Source organism: Terribacillus halophilus (assembly GCF_900162685.1).
Taxonomy (GTDB): Bacteria; Bacillota; Bacilli; order Bacillales; family Amphibacillaceae; genus Terribacillus; species Terribacillus halophilus_A.
In genome coordinates this window covers 669,475-692,370 of record NZ_LT727827.1, presented here as the reverse complement: position 1 = coordinate 692,370, position 22,896 = coordinate 669,475, and the positions used below count along the sequence as shown (strand labels likewise).

At 34.5% G+C, this 22,896-nt stretch carries 15 protein-coding genes; 11 read left to right on the top strand and 4 right to left on the bottom strand.

Annotated features, from left to right (window positions below):
* The first annotated feature begins 1 nt into the window (after nucleotide 1).
* The 8 genes from B1K52_RS04505 (at nucleotide 2) to B1K52_RS04470 (ending at nucleotide 12,327) form a co-directional block, all read left to right on the top strand.
* On the top strand, nucleotides 2-619 hold the full coding sequence (locus B1K52_RS04505) for a recombinase family protein (RefSeq protein ID WP_306278109.1): 618 nt from the start codon (nucleotides 2-4) through the stop codon (nucleotides 617-619).
* A 96-nt stretch (nucleotides 620-715) separates the two neighbouring features.
* A complete protein-coding gene (locus B1K52_RS04500) occupies nucleotides 716-1,561 on the top strand; it encodes a TnsA endonuclease C-terminal domain-containing protein (RefSeq protein ID WP_077305722.1) in 846 nt (281 codons plus the stop codon).
* Nucleotides 1,545-3,656, top strand: coding sequence for an integrase catalytic domain-containing protein (locus B1K52_RS04495; protein ID WP_077305720.1), 2,112 nt, complete (start codon nucleotides 1,545-1,547; stop codon nucleotides 3,654-3,656). The genes B1K52_RS04500 and B1K52_RS04495 overlap by 17 nt, the downstream gene beginning before the upstream one ends.
* Nucleotides 3,640-5,253, top strand: coding sequence for an ATP-binding protein (locus B1K52_RS04490; protein WP_077305718.1), 1,614 nt, complete (start codon nucleotides 3,640-3,642; stop codon nucleotides 5,251-5,253). The genes B1K52_RS04495 and B1K52_RS04490 overlap by 17 nt, the downstream gene beginning before the upstream one ends.
* Nucleotides 5,250-7,097 (top strand): TnsD family Tn7-like transposition protein, encoded by a 1,848-nt coding sequence (locus B1K52_RS04485; RefSeq protein WP_077305716.1) that lies wholly within the window; start codon nucleotides 5,250-5,252, stop codon nucleotides 7,095-7,097. Before B1K52_RS04490 ends, B1K52_RS04485 begins: the two co-directional genes overlap by 4 nt.
* Before the next feature lie 155 nt (nucleotides 7,098-7,252).
* On the top strand, nucleotides 7,253-9,817 hold the full coding sequence (locus B1K52_RS04480) for an AAA family ATPase (protein ID WP_179106465.1): 2,565 nt from the start codon (nucleotides 7,253-7,255) through the stop codon (nucleotides 9,815-9,817).
* Between the two features lie 441 nt (nucleotides 9,818-10,258).
* The gene (locus tag B1K52_RS04475; protein ID WP_077305714.1) at nucleotides 10,259-10,933 is read left to right on the top strand and encodes a hypothetical protein; all 675 of its coding nucleotides are present in this window, start codon (nucleotides 10,259-10,261) and stop codon (nucleotides 10,931-10,933) included.
* Between the two features lie 1,001 nt (nucleotides 10,934-11,934).
* Nucleotides 11,935-12,327 (top strand): hypothetical protein, encoded by a 393-nt coding sequence (locus B1K52_RS04470; protein ID WP_077305713.1) that lies wholly within the window; start codon nucleotides 11,935-11,937, stop codon nucleotides 12,325-12,327.
* Between the two features lie 435 nt (nucleotides 12,328-12,762).
* Here the strand turns inward: B1K52_RS04470 and istB are convergent, their stop codons facing one another.
* From istB to B1K52_RS04450, 4 genes are all read right to left on the bottom strand, one after another.
* Nucleotides 12,763-13,527 carry an IS21-like element IS643 family helper ATPase IstB gene (gene istB, locus B1K52_RS04465; protein WP_077303950.1) on the bottom strand — a complete coding sequence of 255 codons (765 nt, stop codon included), beginning with the start codon at nucleotides 13,525-13,527 and terminating at the stop codon, nucleotides 12,763-12,765.
* A complete protein-coding gene (gene istA, locus B1K52_RS04460; RefSeq protein ID WP_143588798.1) occupies nucleotides 13,527-15,068 on the bottom strand; it encodes an IS21 family transposase in 1,542 nt (513 codons plus the stop codon). Before istA ends, istB begins: the two co-directional genes overlap by 1 nt.
* Nucleotides 15,069-15,194: 126 nt before the next feature.
* Nucleotides 15,195-16,628, bottom strand: coding sequence for a hypothetical protein (locus B1K52_RS04455; RefSeq protein WP_077305711.1), 1,434 nt, complete (start codon nucleotides 16,626-16,628; stop codon nucleotides 15,195-15,197).
* A gap of 485 nt (nucleotides 16,629-17,113) precedes the next feature.
* A complete protein-coding gene (locus B1K52_RS04450) occupies nucleotides 17,114-17,608 on the bottom strand; it encodes a hypothetical protein (RefSeq protein WP_077305709.1) in 495 nt (164 codons plus the stop codon).
* A gap of 775 nt (nucleotides 17,609-18,383) precedes the next feature.
* On the opposite strand from B1K52_RS04450, the gene B1K52_RS04445 reads away from it, so the two are divergent.
* From B1K52_RS04445 to B1K52_RS04435, 3 genes are read left to right on the top strand one after another with little or no spacing between them, the layout of a single operon-like run.
* Complete coding sequence (locus tag B1K52_RS04445; RefSeq protein WP_179106464.1) at nucleotides 18,384-19,154, top strand: TnsA endonuclease N-terminal domain-containing protein; 771 nt, start codon at nucleotides 18,384-18,386, stop codon at nucleotides 19,152-19,154.
* Between the two features lie 15 nt (nucleotides 19,155-19,169).
* Nucleotides 19,170-21,320 carry a Mu transposase C-terminal domain-containing protein gene (locus tag B1K52_RS04440; protein ID WP_077305705.1) on the top strand — a complete coding sequence of 717 codons (2,151 nt, stop codon included), beginning with the start codon at nucleotides 19,170-19,172 and terminating at the stop codon, nucleotides 21,318-21,320.
* Entirely contained in the window at nucleotides 21,320-22,798 is a 1,479-nt protein-coding gene (locus B1K52_RS04435) for an ATP-binding protein (RefSeq protein WP_077305703.1), read from the top strand. The genes B1K52_RS04440 and B1K52_RS04435 overlap by 1 nt, the downstream gene beginning before the upstream one ends.
* Nucleotides 22,799-22,896 lie beyond the last annotated feature (98 nt).

Below are 22,896 nucleotides of genomic sequence, written 5' to 3'. Positions count from 1 at the left end.
GATTACAATAAAAATAGGATATTGCAGAATTTCCCATAAAACACAAAATGAATCAAGGCAGATAAAAGCTTTAGAGGAACAAAATGTAGAAAAAATTTTTCTTGATAAGTTAAGTGGTAGTGATAGGAATCGTCCACAGTTACAAGAAATGCTAAGTTTTATCCGTGAAGGTGATATTTTAATTATTGAATCTATTTCACGATTAGCTCGTAACACAAAAGATTTTCTCGAGATAGTAAATGATTTAACTGAAAGAGGAATCGAGGTTGTTAGTCTAAAGGAAAATATTGATACTTCTACACCCCAAGGGAAATTCATTTGTACTATATTTGGAGCTTTATATGAACTCGAACGAGATAGTATAAGGCAACGCCAGCTAGAAGGTATTACAATTGCCAAAGAAAAAGGTGTGGCATTTGGAAGACCAGCAATTCAAATAGATGATAATTTCTTGCAGGAGTATAAACGCTGGAAAGAAGGTAAACAAACAGCAGTTGCCACATACAAAAAGTTGAATATTAGCAGAACATCTTTTTATCGTAAAGTAAAAAAGCTAGTAGGGAGCCAGAATATGGACAATCTCAAATTGAATAATAAAGAAATTACCACAATTTCTTAGTCATACTGTAAAAAAAACAAGGTTTTTTGACTACAGGCACTGACTAAAGGAATTGTGGTTTTTTATTTCCCCTTGTTTGAAAGGTGAGGATAACAATTGATTAGAGAATGGAATGAAACAACTATCAGTAGATTACTGAAAGAGAAACGAGGACAAGGGATAAAAAAAGACTATAAGCCATGGCTGCAAGTTCAAGACATTGCATCTAAAGGAAGATCTACTCGTACACTTGGGCATACGACACAACGGGTGCATCACTTATTAAGCGATTTGCAGTTATATTATTTCTATTTATTGGAGTTTGACGAAAATGTTATTGATATCAGGGAGCAATACCCTTTATTAGATTTTCACGACATGAATATTCATGTAGACGAGGAGCTTACAAAGAAACTATTTGATAATAAGACGCAGGTACCACATATCTTCACGGTTTCTTTCTTGGTTACAAGGAAGACGGAAAATGGTGAGTATTATGATGAAGCAAGGATAATTAAGCAATCACAGGAGCTAGAGAAAAATGCAGTCTTACAGAGATTGGAACTGCAAAGAAGGTATTTTAAAAAGAAGGAGATCGATTTTGGAGTTGTAACAGAAAAAGAGATTGATAAACAGCTGGCACGGAATATTGGGTGGATATTGAACTCTTATGATATTCAAGATTATCCATCGCTTACTTTGAATTTGCCCCACTTAAAAAGTGATATGCTTCAGTATTTGTCGAGTAAGGCGGATTCTTTTCAAAGCATTTTTTCTCGATTGGAAAAAGAATATATTCTGGATGAAGGGTTAGGTCTAATTTTATTTAAACATTTGGTTGCCCATAAAGAAGTAAGGATGGATTTAAGAAAGAAAATCAATTTGACTAATAAAATAGATGATTATCATGTTCAATTAAATGGTAAAAATGATGGAGATAAAAGTTATGCAGTTGGTAGTTAACGATTTGTTACAAAGCACTGGAAATCCAAAATTCATTCAAAGGGTAGTCTGGATAGATAAGGAGTATCAACTTTGTTTCCTTGTTAATGTTAACGAACCGTCATTTCCTTACAGTAAGGAAATACACAACATAGAAACATCCTTAAACACAGGGGAGATTACAAAGGTTGCAACTGATCCATGGGCTATCAGTGTGAATGATGATGAATTATCTGAGATAGAAATTGAAAAACGTGCAAAAGCATGGACAGTAATAAACCAAATCTATCTAATTCCTGATATTTTTATCCCGAAACAGAGATCAGAGTTAATTAATGCGGCTAGTAAAAGTTCTTCTCTAAGTACAAAGACGGTTCGACAATATTTAAAACGATATTGGGCTAGAGGAATGGTAAAGAATGCACTCTTACCTGATTTTAATAATTGCGGGAAACAAAAGGAGAAGGAACGTCAATACACTAAAAAAGCAGGAAGACCATTTGTCTATTCCTCGACTATTCAGAGAGCAGCAATCACTGATGAGTGGAAGAAAATCATTAGAATTAGCCTGGAAAAATACTACTTTATACGTTCAAAGCCTTCATTAAAACACGCTTATCAGCAGATGGTGAAAGAGTATTTCTCTAAGAAGGATGAAAAAACTGGCTATAAAGTATTGGATATAGGTAGACCAATTATTTCATATGACCAATTTTATTATTGGTATAGGAAGTGGTTTAAACCGGAAGATGCCATTCATAAGAGAGAGGGAAGAAGAGAATTTTTGCAAAACTATCGTGCCATAACTGGTTCGGCTACAGAAGACTCTATGGGGATAGGTACATATGCCATTGATGCAACTATAGGTGATATATATTTAGTTTCTAGCATTGATAGAAATAAAGTGATTGGCCGCCCAGTAATATATTTAACTGTAGACATATTTTCCAGGTGTATTGTCTCTGTATATGCAGGAATTCAAAATATGTCGAAGGAATCATTGAGATTGGCTCTGGCAAATGCTTTTGAAGATAAAAAGGAATTTTGTAAGCGGACACTCGATATGGATATTGATGAAAATGATTGGCCCATTCATTATCTTCCACATACTATTGTGGCGGATCGGGGTAGTGAATTAATTTCCAATGAGTTAACACAAATCACAGAGGACTTAAATATTAAAATCCAAAATTTAGGGCCATACAGACCCGAACTTAAAGCTGTATGTGAAAAATATTTTGATATTCTTCAAGGACACATTTCTCCCTTCCTTCCTGGAGCGGTTCAAAAAGATTTTATGAAGCGTGGGGGGAAAGATTATAGAAAAAAGGCAGTGTTAAACCTAAACGAATACGTTCAAATATTAGTTCGAACGGTGCTTTATTATAACAATCATAATTATATAGCAGGCTACCCCTTAACACAAAGTATGATAGAAGAAAAAATACCACCGATACCAATTGAAATATTTAAGTGGGGGTTACATCAAGGAACAGGCTTATTAAGGACGCTACCTTTAAATGCGATTAGAAGCAGTGTTTTACCTAAAGGTAGTGCAAAAATTACTCCGAAAGGAATTAAATTTGGAAGTCTATTCTATACTTGTTCGATGGCATTGCAAGAACGGTGGTTTTCTAAGGCTCGTATACAAGGTAGTTGGGATATGGGCGTGCATTTTGATCCTCAAGATGTCTCGAATATTTACATTCGAATAGATAGACATAACTATGAGGTCTGTACACTAATAGAACAATATGCAATGTATCGTGGTGCAAAGATGGAGGAAGTTGAGAGTTTGAAAACAGAAAGAAAACAACAAGAGGCCGATTATGAGGAAAGCAGTTTGAATGGAGAAGTTCAGCTAGCTCAGGAGATAGAGGAGATTGTTAGAAAAGCAAAAAAAGAGACTAGCAAACAAATTTCAAATAATGAGGTACCTAAAGATATAAGAAATATTAGAGAAAATCGAGAAAACGAGAGAGAAATATTGAAAAGGGAAAAGCAAAATAATAATGGAAAGCAATTGAACAAAGTAAATGATAATGCTGGAACGATGAAAGTGATGGATATTTTCCGTGAAAAACAGAAGGAAGTGCTTTATGACGAGGATAATTGAATTACATAATGGAACCCAGGCCCAAGTTGCAGATTATAAGGAACAAGACATATTGGAATACCAAGGAAATCCTCTTATAGAGGCTTTGCCTCCAATCTATACTCAGGAGGAAGTCATTGACCGTCTAAGTATATATCCTCCATATAACAAAGAAGAAAGATATTTGAATGATCATCAGAGGGTACATCTTATTTCTAGGTTGCTACATTATTTTCAAGCTATACCGATCCATCTTAGAATTGAGTCAGCTTTATCTAGGTTGATTAGGACAGGATATACCTATCGTAATCCGATAAATGCTAACTATGCACAAACTTTTGTGGATAACTGGAATAATATAAAGAATAAATCCTTTGATCATTCTATTATCCAGACAGGACAAACACTGAGTATTTTAGGGGTGTCTGGTGTTGGAAAAACACGTACATTACAGCGGATTTTGCAAACCATACCACAGGTCATTTCTCATGTGTCGTATAAAGGGCAGGCATTGAATCATTACCAAGTAACCTATTTAAAAATTGAAACCCCTTTTGATGGTTCTGTAAAAACCATTATTTACGATTTTATGTATCAAGTAGATCTACTACTAGGCTCCAACTATTTTAATAGATACGTAAACAGCCATTTGTCAACAAGTCAGCTAATGCCCATTATGGCTCAGATTGCTAAAAGTATAAATCTTGGCATGCTATTCTTGGATGAGTTACAACATTTAAAAGGTATTAAATCCTCTAGCTCAGCACAGATATTAAACTTTTTTACAGCGTTAATCAATACGATAAATATCCCTCTCGTCATGGTTGGAACTCCAAAGGCAAAGGATGTCTTACAGTCACAGTTCAGACAAGCAAGAAGAAGCACTAATATGGGGAACATCATGTGGGAGAGATTTGAAAAAGATGCAATTTGGGATCTTTTTGTTCAGGGGATGTGGAAATATCAGTGGACAAAAGTGGAAGTACCTTTTACAGAAGAAATTTCTTCAATTCTGTATAATGAATCTCAAGGAATTGCTGATATCGCAATTAAGCTCACTATGATGGTGCAGCTACGAGCCATTACCAGTGGTGGAGAGAAAATTACAACTGCATTAATTAAACAAGTTGCTCAAGAAGAATTAAAAATGGTTCAACCGATGTTAAATACTTTGAAAAGCAAAGACTATAGCAAACTAGCAAAATATGACGATTTGATGCTGCCGGATATGGAAGACCTTATTGAACAAGAACGAATTAATCTTGATCAAAAACAGGTAATGGAGTCGCTCAAAGAAGGAGTGAAGCGGAAAGGTGAGCAGGAGAGATTGATTGATGATGCAGTTATCCGATTAGGGATGCTAGGTTTTAATAAGGATGTTGCAATTAAGGCAGTTGAAAAAGTTGTTTCAGAGAACAATCAAATTGGGGATGTATCACAAGTAGTAAAAGATACTTTTCTTCTATTAAACAATAATGAAATAGGTACGGATAGAGTAATAAGTAACGACCTAAGGGTCATTATAAAAAATGGGAAAGAGCAGCAAGTAACTGCTTATCAAGCATTACTAGACGCAGGAATAATTAATCAAGATTACCCTGAGCGTGATGTTTTATGATCATACAATTCCCCACCCCGTATCCTGATGAACTTTTATATAGTATTGTGGCTCGGTATCACATTCGATCTGGAAATGTCTTCTGGAAACATACATTGGAAGATTTATTTGGAAAGAGAACCATAAGTGCTTCGGTAATGTTGCCATCAGGAATTGGCGCTCTTGTAAAGCACTTACCTAAAAATACGACATTGAATGAACAGGTACTTATAAAGAAACATACAATGTATCCATTCTATACAGTGTTCCTACCAAAAGAAAAGGCTCAATCCATTTACGATTCTATGTTAAGTGATGATGGAAAAGGGATTTATATGCAAGCAGGCATTATGGCGAGTTCAATACCACAGAACAAACATTTCAAATATTGCTCAGCCTGTTTTAGAGAAGATCTTCATAAATTTGGCGAGCTATATTGGCATCGTGTGCATCAGCTTCCAGGGAAATTGGTATGTTTGAAACATGGTATTTGGTTGGAAGATAGCGATGTTGCTATCATTAATTCAAATAAGCATAGTTTTATATTACCTACTTCAAACAACTGCGATCTTACGAAAGTAAGTTTGGTGGATAACAATGTATTGAAGCAATATAAACATTTTATTTCACAAGCAGAGTCGTTGTTAAGGTGGGAATTTAGGTGTAAATCGTTTTCCTATTTAACGAACTTCTACCGTAAACATTTGATTGAAGCAGGGTATGCTACGTTAAATGGTCGTGTTTATCAAAGGAGATTACTCAGTGCTTTTCTGGAAAAATATTTAGATGAATTTCTTCAAAACATCAATGTTGGAGTGAAATCAACAGAATTATGGTTAACATCAATAACAAGAAAACACCGGAAATCATTTCATCCCTATTACCATTTTTTAATGCTTAACTTTCTTGGTTTATCTGTTAATGATGTTTTCCAAGAAACTTTATTAGTGGTTGAGCCATTTGGAAAACCCAAGTGGCCCTGCTTAAACGTAGTATGTCCGAGTTACAAGAAAGATGTTATACAGGAAGTCTCGATTAGAAGCTGTGATAGAACGAAACAGCCTATTGGTAAGTTTTCTTGTAAACACTGTGGTTTTATTTATACCAGAAAAGGTCAGCAGCAGAATGAAGTAGATCGTTTTAGATATACAAAGATAATGAATTTTGGTTTCCTTTGGAAAAAGGAGCTTAGTGTATTGCTTGAAGAGAAATTAAGTTATCGGGAAATAGCTCGTAGATTACACGTTGATGCTAATACGGTTATTAAATATGCAAATATTGAAGTAGGTAGAACTAAAATTGAGAAATCACCTAATAAAATGAATAATGCTGATTCAGTGCAGCATAATCGCCATAAATGGTTGCAATTGCAACAAGAATATCCAAATTTATCAAAGACAGAATTGAGATACAAAAAACCATCAACATATGCTTATTTATATAGGAATGATAAAGAATGGTTGGATAATAATTCACCTAAATTACGAAGAGCAAATAGCATAAATAATCGAGTAGATTGGGATAAACGAGATCAGGAAATATTAGATAGGGTTAAGAAGGCAACATGGGAACCTAGAAACCGGAATGAAAAACCAAAGAGGATATCAGTTAAAGGCATTGCGGATGCAATAGGTAAAAGAGCGTTATTAGAGCAACATTTGGATAAGATGCCTAAAACTAAAGCATTTATTAATGAGGTTTGGGAATCTGAACAAGAATTTCGTCTACGTAGGGTAGAGCATGTTATCCAAGACATGAGTAAAGCGGGTGAAGTAGTAAAGTCGTGGAAGGTATTGAGAAGGGCAAGTATAAAAAAGAAATTTCTTAAAGAGTTAGATCAGATAAAGAAGGTTCATATATTTTAATTATCTTATAACATAGAAAAAGCCCCTTGATTAGAATATTAAGGAGCTTTTTCTTTTATAGATTATTGTTAAGTGTTTTGTGTGATAAGATGATCTTTATACAACAAATTTTTACATAAGTGGTTAAAGAAATTAGACAAATGAGGAGGAGAACAGTGAAGATAGCAGTTGATTTTTTAACTGAATGGGCAGGTAAAGAAGCCTGGAAGGTTCACGTTGTTAATGAAGTAAAAAGGAATAGTGAAATTAATCCCTCGCAACTGTTGGTCGAAGTGTTGCACCTAATGAAAACAAAAGAAGCAGTTGATCATGATGGCGAAGCTAGTACGAGTAGTGAGATTTTGGAAAGAAAGAAACTAATTATAAGTGAAATAAAGTCTCCCAAAAATGTTAATGCTATATCGGGTGATGCTAAATTTTCTTTAGGAAAAAATCTCAATGTATTTTATGGCGAAAATGGTTCAGGGAAGTCATCATATGTTCGTATGTTTCGTAAGTTAGCTGATCACTATTTTACTTCAGACAAAGACCTTGCCATACTACCAAATGTTTACCAAGAAGATTCGGCAGAAGACAATATACCTCAAACAGTTGAAATTAAGTATCTATTGGATGAAAAATCAAAAGATGATCTTGTAGATTTAAACAAAGCACATGCTGAATTATGTAAGATAAATGTTTTTGATAGTGAGTCTGTTTCTCCATTAATTAATAGTGATCTTACATTTAGCATACTACCAAAGGGATTTGAGAAGTTCCAGATGGTTTCTGAGTTGCTAGATTCTCTACGCAAAGAAATTTCAGCTACTATCGGGGCAGAAAAAGAGAAGCAAGAAAGGATATTCTGTGATTCTTCTTTTGACTACATACGAGAAGAGATCGTTAGAATTAAAGAAGAAGTTAAAGATTCAGATGGTTTACAAGAGTATCTTAATATCAACTATCCACGTAGTGATTCATATGATGAGGTTTTGGAAGAGATTGAGACTCAAATTAAAGAGTTAGATTCTGTTAATCCCGAAGATAAAATTACTATACTAACTGCTCAACAGAAAAAACTTAAATCAATTAAAACTTCCCTGAAGAAGTTTGCAACTGTACTAAGTAGAGATAATATAGAAAAGGTTAATGAGTTAATTAAAGATTACGAGAAAAAGATACAAGAAGAGCAAGAGTACAATGAAACTTTCCGGCAAAACGTGTCTTTTCTTGAAGTTGTAAACAATGAATGGTTTGAGTTCGTGAAGAAGGGCAAGAAGTATTATGAATCCATTAGTCAGGATCATGTTCATGAAGGCGAGGCATGTATTTTCTGTAGCCAGTCCCTTCATTCTACAAGTGTGAATATAATTGAAAATAATTTTAAACATATTACTAAAAGCAACGATGGGTTATTGGGTTCACTTGAAAAGGAAATTAATAAACAAGATACAGATAATATAAGGATTAATTTATCTGAAGAAGAGGTCGCCTTGTTTGAAAGTGAAAAGTTTTTAGGGAAAATTAAATCGGCTATTCAACTTGTAAACCGCAATAGAGAATTATTTAACTCCCTTCTCAACTCTAAACATAGTATTCCTAAAGAGATAATACTGGATTTAACGGATGTTATTGAAGAAATTGATCAGGAAATAGATGTATTGGACGTAAGGATAGGAAACTTAAAAAAATCAAGTGCAGAAGCAGGTGAAATTATAGCTTTGCGTAAGGCTGCAAGAGAAACACTGAAAAAGAATGAAAAACTTCATTCATCACTGGAGTCTTTTGTAAGATGGTTTGATATTGATAAGGATATTAATGAATACAGTAAAGCGAAAGGCAAGTTTTCCACTCATGCTTTAACCCAAAAACAGTCTGCTGCCTTTCAAGAAATTGTTCAAGATGAGTATTTTGAAACATTTGAACGTTTTGCTAATGAACTCAAAGTGACAGATGTTAATCTAAGGATTGTTCCTAAAAAAGGGAATACTTTAAGAAAAAAGTTTGTTAGCTCAGAGGAGTACAAGGTATCTCAAATTATGAGTGAAGGTGAACAGAAAGCTGTAGCGATGGCAGAATTCGCAACTGATTTAACTATGCGCAAAGATTTTAATACAGTTCTATTTGATGATCCTGTAACATCATTGGATTATAAACGATCAGAAATTATTGCAAACTTAATTTGTGAGCTATCATCAGATAGACAGGTTGTAGTTTTTACACACAATATTATGTTTTATTATTATCTGTACAATGCCAGTCCAAAGAAGAAAAATGATGAAAACAATAAGTTCTTTAAGGTAGATGAAATTGACAAGCTGAATAAAGGATATGTTTCAGAGACTTTTAATGGAAGGTTAGAAAACTTGAAGGAAATAATGAGCAAATTAAAGGTACAGGAACAAACCATTAATTCTAAAGTATGTTTTGGCGATACCTTAGAGGAAGCACTAAAGAAGGCTTATGCAGATATTAGAACTTGGTGTGAATTAATCGTGGAAGAAGGCTTCTTTAAATCGGTTATACGCCGATATGAACCAAATATTATGTTTACAAAGGTCAATTCAATTAAAAGTGAGTTTGTAGAGGAATTAACCCCAGTTAATGAACTATTTGACAAAGCGTGCCGTTGGATGGCGGGTCACAGTCAGCCTACGGAAACTCAACATAATCGGGCAACTAAAGAGGCTTTCAATGAGGATATGAGTTATATCCATCACTTATATGAGCAGTACAAATAAATAAGTATGGTATGGATTATCCGATATATATTAAGTGGAAGGTTTAAGAGGATTGAAAGTAAATCGTCGCTCAAGAGGATTTCAGAGAAGAGGTAATATATATTTCTATTAGTGCATGGGATGGAAAAACCTTGAGTTTTTCTTGGTAGACACTGACAAGCCTTTTAGAAAGAAATTTATAACCTTTAAAGGTTTACAGAGTAAATCAAGTTGAATGAAAAGGTCATAAAGTCCTTCTTACTATTAATTACTGGAATGAGGTGTTTTGCAGTGCAGTTACTAATGAAATTATTACTCAAAGTGAAACTGTGTAAATGATAATTTTCTGCATTATTTTTGAAGCTCTGCTTACTGTTTTGATGGGCGGTTTACTTTAAAAAAAGATTTCTTAATCTGTATTATTAATAACTTTGAAATTATATGATAAAGGAGTGATGATACTTGGATATTCGTAAATATATAGATTTTCTTCGGAAAGCAATTAAAAATGTTGAATGCGTGTATTATGGAAATAAGGCGTGGATTGAATCTATGCTTAATTATCATGACAATAAAATAAAATCTCAGGATAACAGGAATGAGTTAATACCATATTTGAGTAGGCATCAAGAGCGAGTCTTCTGTTATGAGCTTTATCATCAATTCCGCAAAATCTTGGAACAAAAACAAAATGAGCTAACGGAAGAGTGGATCTTACAGGGTGAACCCCGCAAAGGACCGATAGGTAGTGAAATTGAAGCATATTGCGAAGTGAAAAGCATTGATAAAGTTTATTATCCGGACTTCTTAGTACATGAACCTAATCAGATGAATAATGGTTTAATTATCGAAGTCAAAGCTAACCCCCGTCTTACCATTAAAGATATGAAAAAGGATATATTGAAGATTGATCAGTTTATAAACAAATATGAATATCAAAAAGGTGTTTTCTTGGCGATAAATATTACCAGAGATAGACTCAAGGAGCTTTTAAAAGATTCTCGCTTAATAGAACCTCTAAAAGAACAAGTCATATGTAAGTTTGAAATCTTGCTTATGTTTAAAGAATCAGCTGAGGAGGAAATAATATCAATAAACCTAGGGAAATTGTTAAAAGATGGTCTAGAATTACAATGAATGTAAGAAACTTGTGAATTCAATAAGCCTTAGGGTACAATTAGTCATCTTATCTCCGTATTCCTTTTTCTAATATATCTCCCTGCTAAATTCTTCTTCCCCACGCTAAAAAGTCGGTATCTGCTGTTAAATAGTTGGTATCCGAAGCGGAAGGAAGAGAGAAGAAAAAAGAGCAGGCAGACGTTATGTACTCAATCCATATTCAATAAAAACAATCAAAATCCAGGCTGGATCCAATATGGGTCCAGTCTTTTTTTCTTCCTTCCGTCTGTCTCATCCCAAATCCGTTATATTTCTGTGTATTATGCCTTTCTTATACGATTTCAGTAGCTTTCCGGGTTTCTTTTTGCTTTTGTTGTCCTTAGGAATCCGTAGGATTATCTCTTCTTTTCCTTATTTTTTCTCTCCATCATGTCCCAAAATTGTTACATTTAACTCAAATTTGTACCAGGGATCATTCCTTTCAGAGAAGATCATAGAAATAAGAAATGGCTCAACCAAGCGGTTTATACCCCTTTTTGTTTTGGTGAAACCAATAAGAAATTGAGTGAAAGCATGGAATATAACATCATCCCAAATCTGTTATATTTCGCTTAATTGTGTAGCTGCAGAATTTCTATGAGTTAGCCCCTTATAAGCTCGAAATAGCTCAATGGTGGGCTTCTCTGTGGTTTAATCCTATATTCGAGCCTTATTTCCTCTTTTGTTTTTCTTGTTTCTATGCGATCCCAAAAACGTTATATTTCAATCTTTTCTCCTATCTCCTCATTCCATTATCGATACCAACTTAATAACATTGTCCGAAAATTCGATACAACCCAGAACGGAAAAAAGGGAGGAAAATCAGGTGTTTTGGGGAAGTACTTAATAACATAATGGATGGAAGAGAAAGTGGGAGATAAGAGGGCGGAAGCCTTGGGAGACAAGGGATTGGGGAGATTTGGGGTTGGGTACCGACTTTTTGGCAGGGATATAATTTTATAGACAAAGCTCTTAAATATATGTCGAATGAACTAAAGAATCCTTCTCCAAGAAGAGGAGAGTTTGAGAATAGAGTTTGGAAAATAATTAACGGTGAAGGACACGATTTTTCTTATGATTATCTAAATTCTTATTTATATGCACTAGATGAACTTTATGCAAATGGTGCTATTAATTCTCTTTTATATGGAGAACCTAGGTTCAAAAATACTAATGTGGCAAATCTTGCTCAGTTAATTTACAGCGAGGGTATCAACCACAATGAATTGAATCGGGATCACTTGTTAATATTAAATAAGATAATTACTCAAGTACTTTCTATTAGTTTATCTAATGAAAAGGACAAAACTAAAAAAGAGTTAGAAACTCTATTGGAGTTTCTAAGTTGGATTAATAGGAAAAAGGAAAGTTAATGATATACCATCGAAAAATTAATAAAGTAACTAAATTAAATGGTTAACAGTGTAATAGTTGATATAACAAAAGGCGGAATCTATTTCCGCCTTAATAATTTTTTGCTATTATCTATTATAGAAACCAATAATTCATTTTCATATCATTTTTCAGAATCTGTTTTTTAGTTTTATAATAACTCACCACTTAATGGGTATCTTTGAAACAAAGGATTTAAACTTTAAGAATATCTTTCGCATAGGAGGTCCAAGACTTTTTAAGAGAATAGATAGTCTATTTAAAAGTTTATTTATCGCATAAAAAAGGTCTCTAAATTGACCTTTAAATATTAGAAATAATATTATATAAAATATGATATTAAAATATACGTAAATATCATTTAAATATTTCTGTAGACGTCAAGTTGAATTTTACACTTTTTGCTCGTTTCCTTTTTACACTTCTGCTGAAAAGATGCTCTTCCGATTTTTCATCCGATAGCTTTCCTCTTCCTCGCCTCCATGAATCACTTCCACTCGATGAAGTAAACGGTCTAAAATCGCTGTGGTGATACCTTGGTCTCCGATTAAATTGCCCCATTCATCTGGACTTTTATTTGACGTCAGGATAATCGAACTTCGTTCGTACAGATGATTAATCAAATGAAAGAATAGGTTTGCTTCTCTTTGATCCATGGCCATATACATTAAATCATCAATGATCACTAGGTCGGCATTTCTAATTCTCTTAAGCTGAACTTTAGATTTGTTCAGGTATTCTTCTGATTTTAGAAGCTGCACAAGTTCTCCCATTGTAGCGAAATTAACATTGAACCCTCTGTAAACAGCCTCCAATCCAAGACCAATTGCGATATACGTTTTTCCGATGCCGGGAGGACCTAAAAGAATGAGATTGTACTGTTGCTCCAGCCAGCTTAATTCTCGCAGTTGAGAGAGCTGGCGAGCCGTCAGAATGTTTTGGCCTTTCAGCTCAAACTCGTCTAATGACTTCACGAAAGGGAAGCGTGCCCATTTCATTCTTTTCTCCAGACTTTTCGCTTCACGCTTGGCTAATTCAAAGCGAGTGATAGACTCTAAAAATTCCAAGTAAGTCCACGATGCTTTTTCAGCTTCGCGAAGAAGCTGTGGTAGCTCCTCCGCCGTTTCTGCTAAGCGTAGCTGCCGGAATTGATTTTGTAGTTCATGTACTGTCTTATTCATCATGCTCTACCTCCTAAAATGCTAGTATAGGCATTTAGAGAACGGGTAGAGGCTTTGATATGAGAATGTTTTGGCGGACTCGTGTAATAAGATTGTACTTCTTCAATCGGCTCATCTCGTAAAGCATCAAGGTGATGAGCGATATCGCGAAAGTCATTCGCATTGTAGAGCTTTTCTGTCGTGCACTTGGTTAAAACAGTATCAATTAAAGCTGGGTATTGTTGGATCACCTTATGAATAATTGTAAATTGATCTCTCCGATACCTAGGGTATCTTTGGCTAATCTCATCTAAATATGCAGCTGCGCGAACCTGATCTCCAAAGTGGGAAATGAGGCGTTGTTTAAGCTCTTCCACACCTTTGGAGCGATCACGAGTATGGTGACGGTTTTGAATCAGCTTTCCCTTTTCAGAACTGATCATATGCTCGCCAATCACTTCACCATTTGCTTCTTTACGGATGATCAGGGCCTGATCATCTTCCCTGATTTCAATCCACACAAGATTCTCACTCATATTTTGATAAGTCCCCAGTGGGACAGAGTAACGGTTTGACTTGTACCGGATCGTGTTGTCCTTGCTGACACTTCTTGTTATACTTTGGTTATTGGTACTTTCATATGAAAGTAACGAAGAGACTGGCTGTAAGTGTTGCTTTTCGAGGAGAAACACTTCTGCTGGTCTTTTTTTCATTGTCTGGTGAACCTGGTGGTTTCCAGTACGCTCGAGCCACTGCCTTGCCCGTTTATTCCAATCTTCTATATCTCTAAACACACGACTATCAGCGAAGTTGCCTTTTATGTATTTCACTACATTTTCAATCATACCTTTAGATTCTGGATCCGCTCTTCGGCACAGGTGAACTTTGAATTTACGCTCGTTTACATAGCTTTGAAACTCAGCTGTTAAAAGTAGTTGACCTGCATTTTCACTTACTGAGATTAAGTGATCCTGATCATAGACAATTTCTTCTGTTCGTCCCCCATAGAACTGGAATGCGTTTTCGTGACAACGAATCGCATCTCTTGTAGTGAATGGACGTGCTTGCCATTCCATATATTTGTGTCGTGAGTTAGCGAGTACAAAGGCAATAAAGTATAGTTTGATTTCCTTATTGTTCACGTTTTTCTGTTTTGTTTCTCCCCAATCTACCTGGAGTTGTTTACCCATTGGCTGCTCAGGAACTGCTTCGTATTGACGAACAATCATCTTTTTCTCAATCTGATAGACTTCTCGAATATCCCTTACATATGTTCTTACAGTACTTCCGCCGACCACTAGGTCGGGGTATCTTTCTAAAAGCCAATCATGGATCTGAGCACTGCTTAGGTGGGGATACTCTTCTAGCCAGGCCAGTATCCAGTCCTTATAGTGATCTAATTTTTTCATCTTTCTCGAGGGCTGTTCAGTATAGGCCTTTGCCTCATCGAATGTCATTTCTAAATACTTATAGACAGTCGGTCTTGAGATCTTAAGCTCCTTAGAGATTTGTGCTACTTTAAACTTTCTCTTATGTAATTCCTTAATCTTAATATATAACACTAACTTCTCCTCCAAAATACTAACCTCCAGTAAAATAACGTCAAATCTATTTTACTAAAGTAGTAGGTTGATTGAGCAAAAGTGTAAATTCCTATCGAGCAAAAAGTGTCAACTTTATTCTAGCGTTTACAATTTCTTTACACCGAAACCTTTAGTTATACTTTCGAGGGCTGAATAGGAAAACAATAAGGTTAAAAAGATTGTTAATAAGGAACCTAATAAAGTAGCGTTATATACCAGCTTTTCTTTTTTGATTTTTATGATTGATTCGATTTTTTCTTTGTATATTTTAGCTTCATTAAACCTCAAATAGTTTCCGCATTTTTCTTCTAAGAATTCACTAAATCGAATAACTGATTCGTAAGTATAGAAGTTCTTATAGAACTCTCCTAGATATAGCTTAGTATCTAAAACTTCAATATCAATTAATTGGTTAAATGGCATATTTATATTTAACTTATTTGCATTTGAGGAACTTACTTGTTCTATATTTGATTTCTTTATGAGAATATTTTCAATCGCTGTTATTGTGGCTTGAGTAGCAGTATTATAAATATTTTCATTGGATAATTGCAATTCCTTTAATTCTTCCTCTGAGTATCCATTAAACTGTAACTGTTCTTTTGTTGCATCTTTATAGTGTTTACTAAAACAAGAGACAATTCGATTATAACCTGCATAGAGATTATAGTATTTTGAAAAGTCATAGAGTTGATTCCTTAAAAGATCTTCATACTTCTCCTCACTTTTTAACTGATGTTTAAATATGGGAGCAAATAGTATTCTATAAATTGCTTCATTAAAGTTCTTGGACTCTTTATTTTTAAAAACATCTGGTTGATAACTATACTCTGATAAACATAAATGTTGCATATAACTAACAGACCATTCAGTCTTAAAGATAGCCTCAAAATATTCAATATATATGTTTGCAATTGCTTGCATTGATTTAACTTCACCTACCCTTACGTTCTCTCTAATTTCAGTAGGTAGTTCATAATTATCAATACTCAAATTCCAGGCGTTACTGCTTATTTTATTTGCTGATACTTTTTTTAACTCAAATGAAAAGTGAACTAGGATATGTCCGCTTTTAAACAAAGTTAGTATGATTATTGGAATAACTAATTCATCATAGATTATTAATTGTGGAGGAGAAAGTAGATATCTGTTCTTATTATCCTTACTGTAGTGCCCTGTATATAGTTCTTCTTGATTAAGCAATCCTGCCAATTTTCCTAAGCCATTTCTTTGTGACTCTTCTAGATAGTCGATACTTTCATCGTAAATACTAATCTTATTATCCTCGGGAACAACTCTGAGGCTTCCTAATTCAAGAGACCTCGCTAGAAACTCAGGTATTTCTTTCTCTTCTGAATTAAGTTTTCGAAAGACTTTAAGCCGCTCCTCTATTTCTTCATTAAACCATTCAGTAAAATATAATTCACTATTATCATTTTCAGAGGATATTCTAACCTTATCTTTAGCGAGTACATCTAGAAATCTTCTGAAATCTTTAAACCCTAATTCTTCATTCCGTTCCTTTATTGGAGTTAACATATAAAAATACTCTAAGTTACAAGATTCTATATTAATCTTAATCACCATCTTAATAATAAGTTAAAAAAGGAGATTATCCCTTTGTTCTGATACATTTCCTTATAATGGATTATCATTTGAATTCCGTATGCAAGTCTACCAATAAAACAAGACTTTATAAGAATATTTTACCATACGGCAGGTAGTTGGGAGAGCATACACAGTGAGTCGGAGTAATATAAAGTTACTTTTATAGTTTTTAACGTGAATCACCTTTTCTTTTTGCGACGCTGCGGAGTGTTTCTTCGTATTTTCATCTTTCTTCAGGAGGGTAAAATACTATACATAACAGGTTTATACTAAAAAGGTAGAATGATTAATAAATAACAATATTAGAAAAGCATTTAATCGAACTACCTCTCACTTGCCTAACTGAATATACTTTTCGTATACGATTGTTCAACTATAATATAAGTGTATTATTTGAGGGCCAATCTCAAAATGTTTTATATCAACTCTTTTTTTGCTTTGTTGATATAACTGTCATAACTTTCTATTAAAAAAGCCAACTTACGCTGGGTTTCGTTGTGTACTTCTTTCATAGCATCTCTGAGGTGCTGACTATATATCTCGTTGTGTACATCGTTTCCATTAGTAACTAGGTATTGAAGACTACCTAAACAATCATAATAAGAATCAAAAACAGAAAGCGGAATATCATTATTAGATATTTCTTTTAATTTATTCACTGCCTCTTCTAAGAATTTATTTTCGATTTCATTAATCTCAATATAAAAATTATTTTCGGTTATATATTCCAAGGAATCTTCCGCAGCGGCTAAACTAGGCCTTACAAGATAGTAAGTTCGAATTTCTTTCTTGTATTGATCAACTATCTTACCTTTATATTCATAGTGAAACTTTAATTTTGCATTTACCCAATTTGCTACTAACGGTGTTATAGCTCCCGCGGCGAATGTTAGAAGTGTACTCCATTCCATTTCAGTTAACCCCTCGTTTTTCTTTATATATTTAGGCATCGTTTATTAATACTATTTTAATATTTTAGGTAGACTAGTCTGTTGTTAACTAATTGCATATATTGAAGTGAGTGATTTGTTCTCAACTTCACCCCAAGCGCCTATTAAAAACTGATAGAATAATAAGCTCAAAACCCGTGGTACCGGGGTTTTGAACTTTATTTGTGTTTGTGGTAAAGAAATGCAAATTGGTTGAAAGGTGATTGTCAGCTACTGATGTAAACATCCTTAAACAATGAGGATATCCTCTACCTGAGATAGATATTGCCTTTTGGGGATGCAGCCTTTTTTCAGTGAAAGTAGTTCTACTAAGTCAATTCTCTTCTCTAAAACAGCCATCAAATCTCTTCCAACCATTAATAATAAAGACCACACCTTCGTTTTGATTTTATGTCCATATTATACCATTCCGGTATAAATATAAATAATATGTATAGTAGAATATTGAGTAATAGTTAGTAAGTCGATGAATTTTAGAATAACAAAGCTTCGTTTAGGAGCTTTGTTTTTTTATTTTTACCATTACGTTTATTAACGTAATTTAATGGACATATTTTTACTAGATTACGTCCGTTATCGTAATTAAATGTAACTAATTATGCTTTAACGACAAAGTTTTTAAAAATAGATATTTTTTTTGTGATATTCATAAAAAGGCTAAAAAATATATCGCTTTTGCAGGTTGTTCATAAGTGCTCAATATTGATGTAATATGTCGAAAAAAGGAGAGATTAATATGCCGCGAATTAATTGGATGGAAGAAAGAATCGAGAAATTACTGAAGGAAGGCAGAGGATCTGGAACACAAGCCGAGTATAAACCCTGGCTTAAAGTTTCTGAGGTGCCCTCCAAAGGTCTTTCTACGCGAATAAAAGGTTGGAAGACTAAAAGGGTGCATCACTTGTTATCAAATATTGAGACTGATGTTTTTTACATTCTTGAGTGGTCCAATGAAGTGATAGATATAAGAGAGCAGTATCCTTTACCACGACCAGAAACTATCAACATTGCTGAAGAATTAGGGATTTCTCATCCAAAATACCCCAGAACCGATATATATACTGTTATGACAACAGACTTCTTAATAACTGTGGAAGAGGAAGATCAGTATAAGTATAAGGCGATTACAGTAAAGCCATCTGTAGAACTGGAGAAGAAGAGAAATATTGAAAAACTCGAAATAGAAAGATCCTATTGGGATAGTAAAGGTGTTGATTGGCTTATCCTAACAGAACTTGATATTAGTAAGACTTTTTCTCAGAATATGGCCTGGATTCATAGCCATTTTAGGCAGCAGACAATCCTGGATGATAAAAAAGCAAATATTCTCGCTCAAGCACTAAATAAAGAAATTCTTAAACAGAATTCAATGGGGAGAAGTAACCCTGAAATATTAACTGAATTTGATAAAGGTTATAACCTACCAGAAGGTACCGCTATTACATTGCTCAGACATTCTTTAGCCAAAGGTATATGCCGCGTGGATATGTTTGAAAGAATAATCTAATTAGGTGGAGATAATATGTTGATTTTTGAAGTGAACCAAATATTTGAAATAAGTATCGGGGATAAGACTGTCTACGAACGTATATTGTTCGTTGATCATAAGGTTAAAAAATTATACTCGATTGATATCAATCATAAAAATGCATTGCCTATATTAAGGGACACTGAAAGGTTAGAACAGCTACTAGTATCCAATCAGCTGAGTTTTATAGATGAAGACCCATTTCTTCGCAAAGTACTTATAAAAAATCCTACAGAAAGATCTCAGAAGTTAAGAGATAAACGATGGGAGAAGATAAAAGACTTAGTAATTAAAGAACCGAACATATATGAAAGTGATTTACGCTATTCATTAATCAAAGAGCACAAAAATAAAGATGTAGAATCAAACGAGGACGATAAATATTATTACAAGTATCTGCGTCTTTTTTGGCAAGGAGGTACAGTCAAGAATGCTCTGTTACCCGATTATATGAACTCCGGTGCAAGAGGGAAGGAGAGATCTTATACCACAAGAACAGGTAGACCAAATGTTGTGTCAGCAAAGAATTGTATCATTGTAACTGAAGAGCTAAAGGAAAAATTCAGGACAATTATAAAGCGGCACTATTTGTATAAAAAAGATGTATCGCTTTCCAAGGCTTATAACTTGGTTCTCCGGACTTATTTCACAAAAGATACCTATTATGATGACGACGGAAATTTACAGTATATATTTGAGGATCAGACACCTTCATTTAAGCAATTTTATTACTGGTATAACAAAACTTATACGCCGACGGAAAGAACTATAAACAAAAAGACTCAAAGAAAATACGATAGGGAAGATCGTCCAACCCCTAATCGTTCTGATGAAGATAAATTGGGGCCTGTTCAGAGTTATCAAATTGATGCGACGATAGCCGATGTTTATTTGTTATCTGAGTATGATGCGGAGGTAATTATTGGTAGACCAGTTATCTATGCCGTTATTGATGTCTACACAAGGATGATTGCGGGTGTTTATGTTGGTCTTGAGGGGCCTTCTTGGATAGGGGCTATGATGGCTATTCAAAATGCTACTGAAGATAAAGTGAACTATTGTGAAAAACACGGGATAACTATAAGACCAGAAGAGTGGCCAGCTAAGCATCTCCCGCATTATATAACAGCTGATAGGGGTGAGATGATAAGTGAGAAAGTCAAAGGTATTATTGATAGATTTGATGTTAAAATCCAAAATACTCCACCATTCAGACCTGATTGGAAAGGCATAATTGAACGTCAGTTTGGAACGATTCAGGGTTATGTAAAACCGTTCATCTCAGGAACCATAGACAAAGATTATGGAGTGCGAGGTGAAAAAGATTATGCATTGGAAGCGAGTTTAAACTTGGCAGAGTTTAGAAAAGTTATTATCAAAACTATTCTTCACTATAACAAGCGACATTGGCTGAATAACTATGAACCTGAGATCGATATAATTCAAAAGGATATTCCACTAATCCCGAATGACTTATGGAGGTATGGAGTTTCGAGAACAGGGGGTGCTTTAAGAAGTCAAAATGAAAACCTTGTAAAAGTGTTCTTAATGCCAAGGCTCACTGCGAGAGTTACTTCTGAAGGTATTCATTTTAAGAGAAAGTTATTTTATACGTGTGAACGTGCACAAAAAGAGAGTTGGCTCTCCGATGCGTCAATCAAAGGAAGCTGGGCTGTGGAGGTAGCCTTTGATCCTAGAACGGTGAAGTACATCTATATAATTAATGAAGACGGAACCTATGAAGTGTGCACTTTACTTAGCAAAAATGCTCAATATGAGGATTATTCTTGGGACGAATATGAATTCTTGCGAAATAAGAATAGTAGGTTAAGAGAAGAGAATAAAAAGGCAGAGCTGGAATCAGAAGCTAGTACGGATGCTTTTATCCAGGAGTTAATGGAGGAAGAAAAAAATAGGAAAGCCAAAGGCTCTAAGAAGAGAAGAAAAGATGGGATTAGAAGTAATAGGGCGGAAGAAAAGAGATTGAATCGTAACGCAGAAGCATTTACTGTAGATGCCCCTTCACTTAATGATGATGAAACAGTGCTCGAACCGGATTATTTAATTGAGGAGAAAGAGCAAGATCAAGGGCAAGATCATATTTATAATCTATTAATGGGAAAACAGAAAGAAGGTTTGAAATAATGGAAATAGCGAAAAGTGTCATTGAGAGAAGTGGTGCAACTTATTTGAAACAAGATATTAAGGAGTTTGAGGGGAACCCACTTATTGAGGCTCTTCCTCCAATATATTCTATGGAGGAAGTTTTAGATCTTTTAGCAGTCTATCCACCGTATCATTCCTCTGAAAGGGAATTAAGCAGCGAGTTGAGAGTGCATTTGTTACAAAGACTCTTTCATTTTTTTCAGCCATTTAAAACGCATTTTGAATTAGAGAGCCTAATTTCAATTGTAATGAGACAGGGTTACGTGACTAGGAATCCATTAAATAGAGAATCTAAACAGTTCTTAAATAAAAGCTATGAAGCGATTCGTGATAGAGAAACACTAAATCCAAATGAATTTAATTTCTCTAAGACAACTTCTGGGTTTGCTATTGTAGGCTTATCTGGAATAGGAAAAACAACCGGAATTGAGAGGGTATTGTCGTTGTATCCAAAAATAATAAAACATACATTCTATGATGGTATGAATGTAAATTTTGTTCAGATCCCGTATCTGAAACTAGATTGCCCTTATAGTGGTTCTCTCGGTTCATTATGTGATTCATTTTTCAAAAAGTTGGATGAACTACTCGGGGATACTGAATATTTTATAAGATATGGAACGCGGCATAACATTGCTACTAAGATACAACTGATGAGTCATCTTGCGAGACTGCATAACATTGGAGTCCTAGTGGTGGATGAGATACAGCATCTTATGTTATCGGGGAAAAATGGACCGGATAGTATGCTTAATTTCTTTGTTACGCTAGTAAACACAATTGGTGTTCCAGTGATTCTTATAGGCACCAACAAAGCCGCGAAAATTCTAAAGAGAGATTTTAGACAAGCTAGAAGAGCATCTGGCCAAGGTGATCTCATTTGGGGAAAGATGGAGAAAGATAAGATGTGGGATATCTTTATTAGAGGTATTGAGAAATATCAATGGACTCGGGTTTCAATTGATTTAGATACTGAGTTTAGTGATGTACTGTATGAAGAGAGTCAGGGGATCTTAGATATTGCTTTGAAATTGTATATGTTGGCACAGTTAAAGGCTATTGGTAATAGGGAGGAAAAACTCTCAGTTAAATTAATTAGGAGAGTTGCAAAAGAAAATCTTCAGTTGGTTCAGCCAATGCTTGATGCGTTAAAAACTAATGACTTGTCACAATTGGAGTTGTATGACGACATTAAGCCAATCGACATAGACGAAAGGTTCAAAACATTCAGAGAAAGTGAAGAAATTGTTGGATTGTTGGAGAAGAAAAGTCGCCAGAAGGAAAAGATCGAAAAATCTAATTCAAATGAATTATTGATTAAATTAATTAAGCTGCTAAATGAATACGGAGAGAAAGAAACCAAAGTTTTAAGAAGTGCCGAAAAGGTCTTAGAGAAGTACAAAGGGCAAGATGTCGAGTTTGCTGTGTTGGTAAGAGAGGCTACCTCGGACTTGTAAGGGTTTGAAAAGGTTAGGAAAGAACCAAAAAATAGACGTATGAAAATAGTCTACTCAGAAGGTGATTTAAGAAAAGTCTACTTTTCAAAGGACAAGGA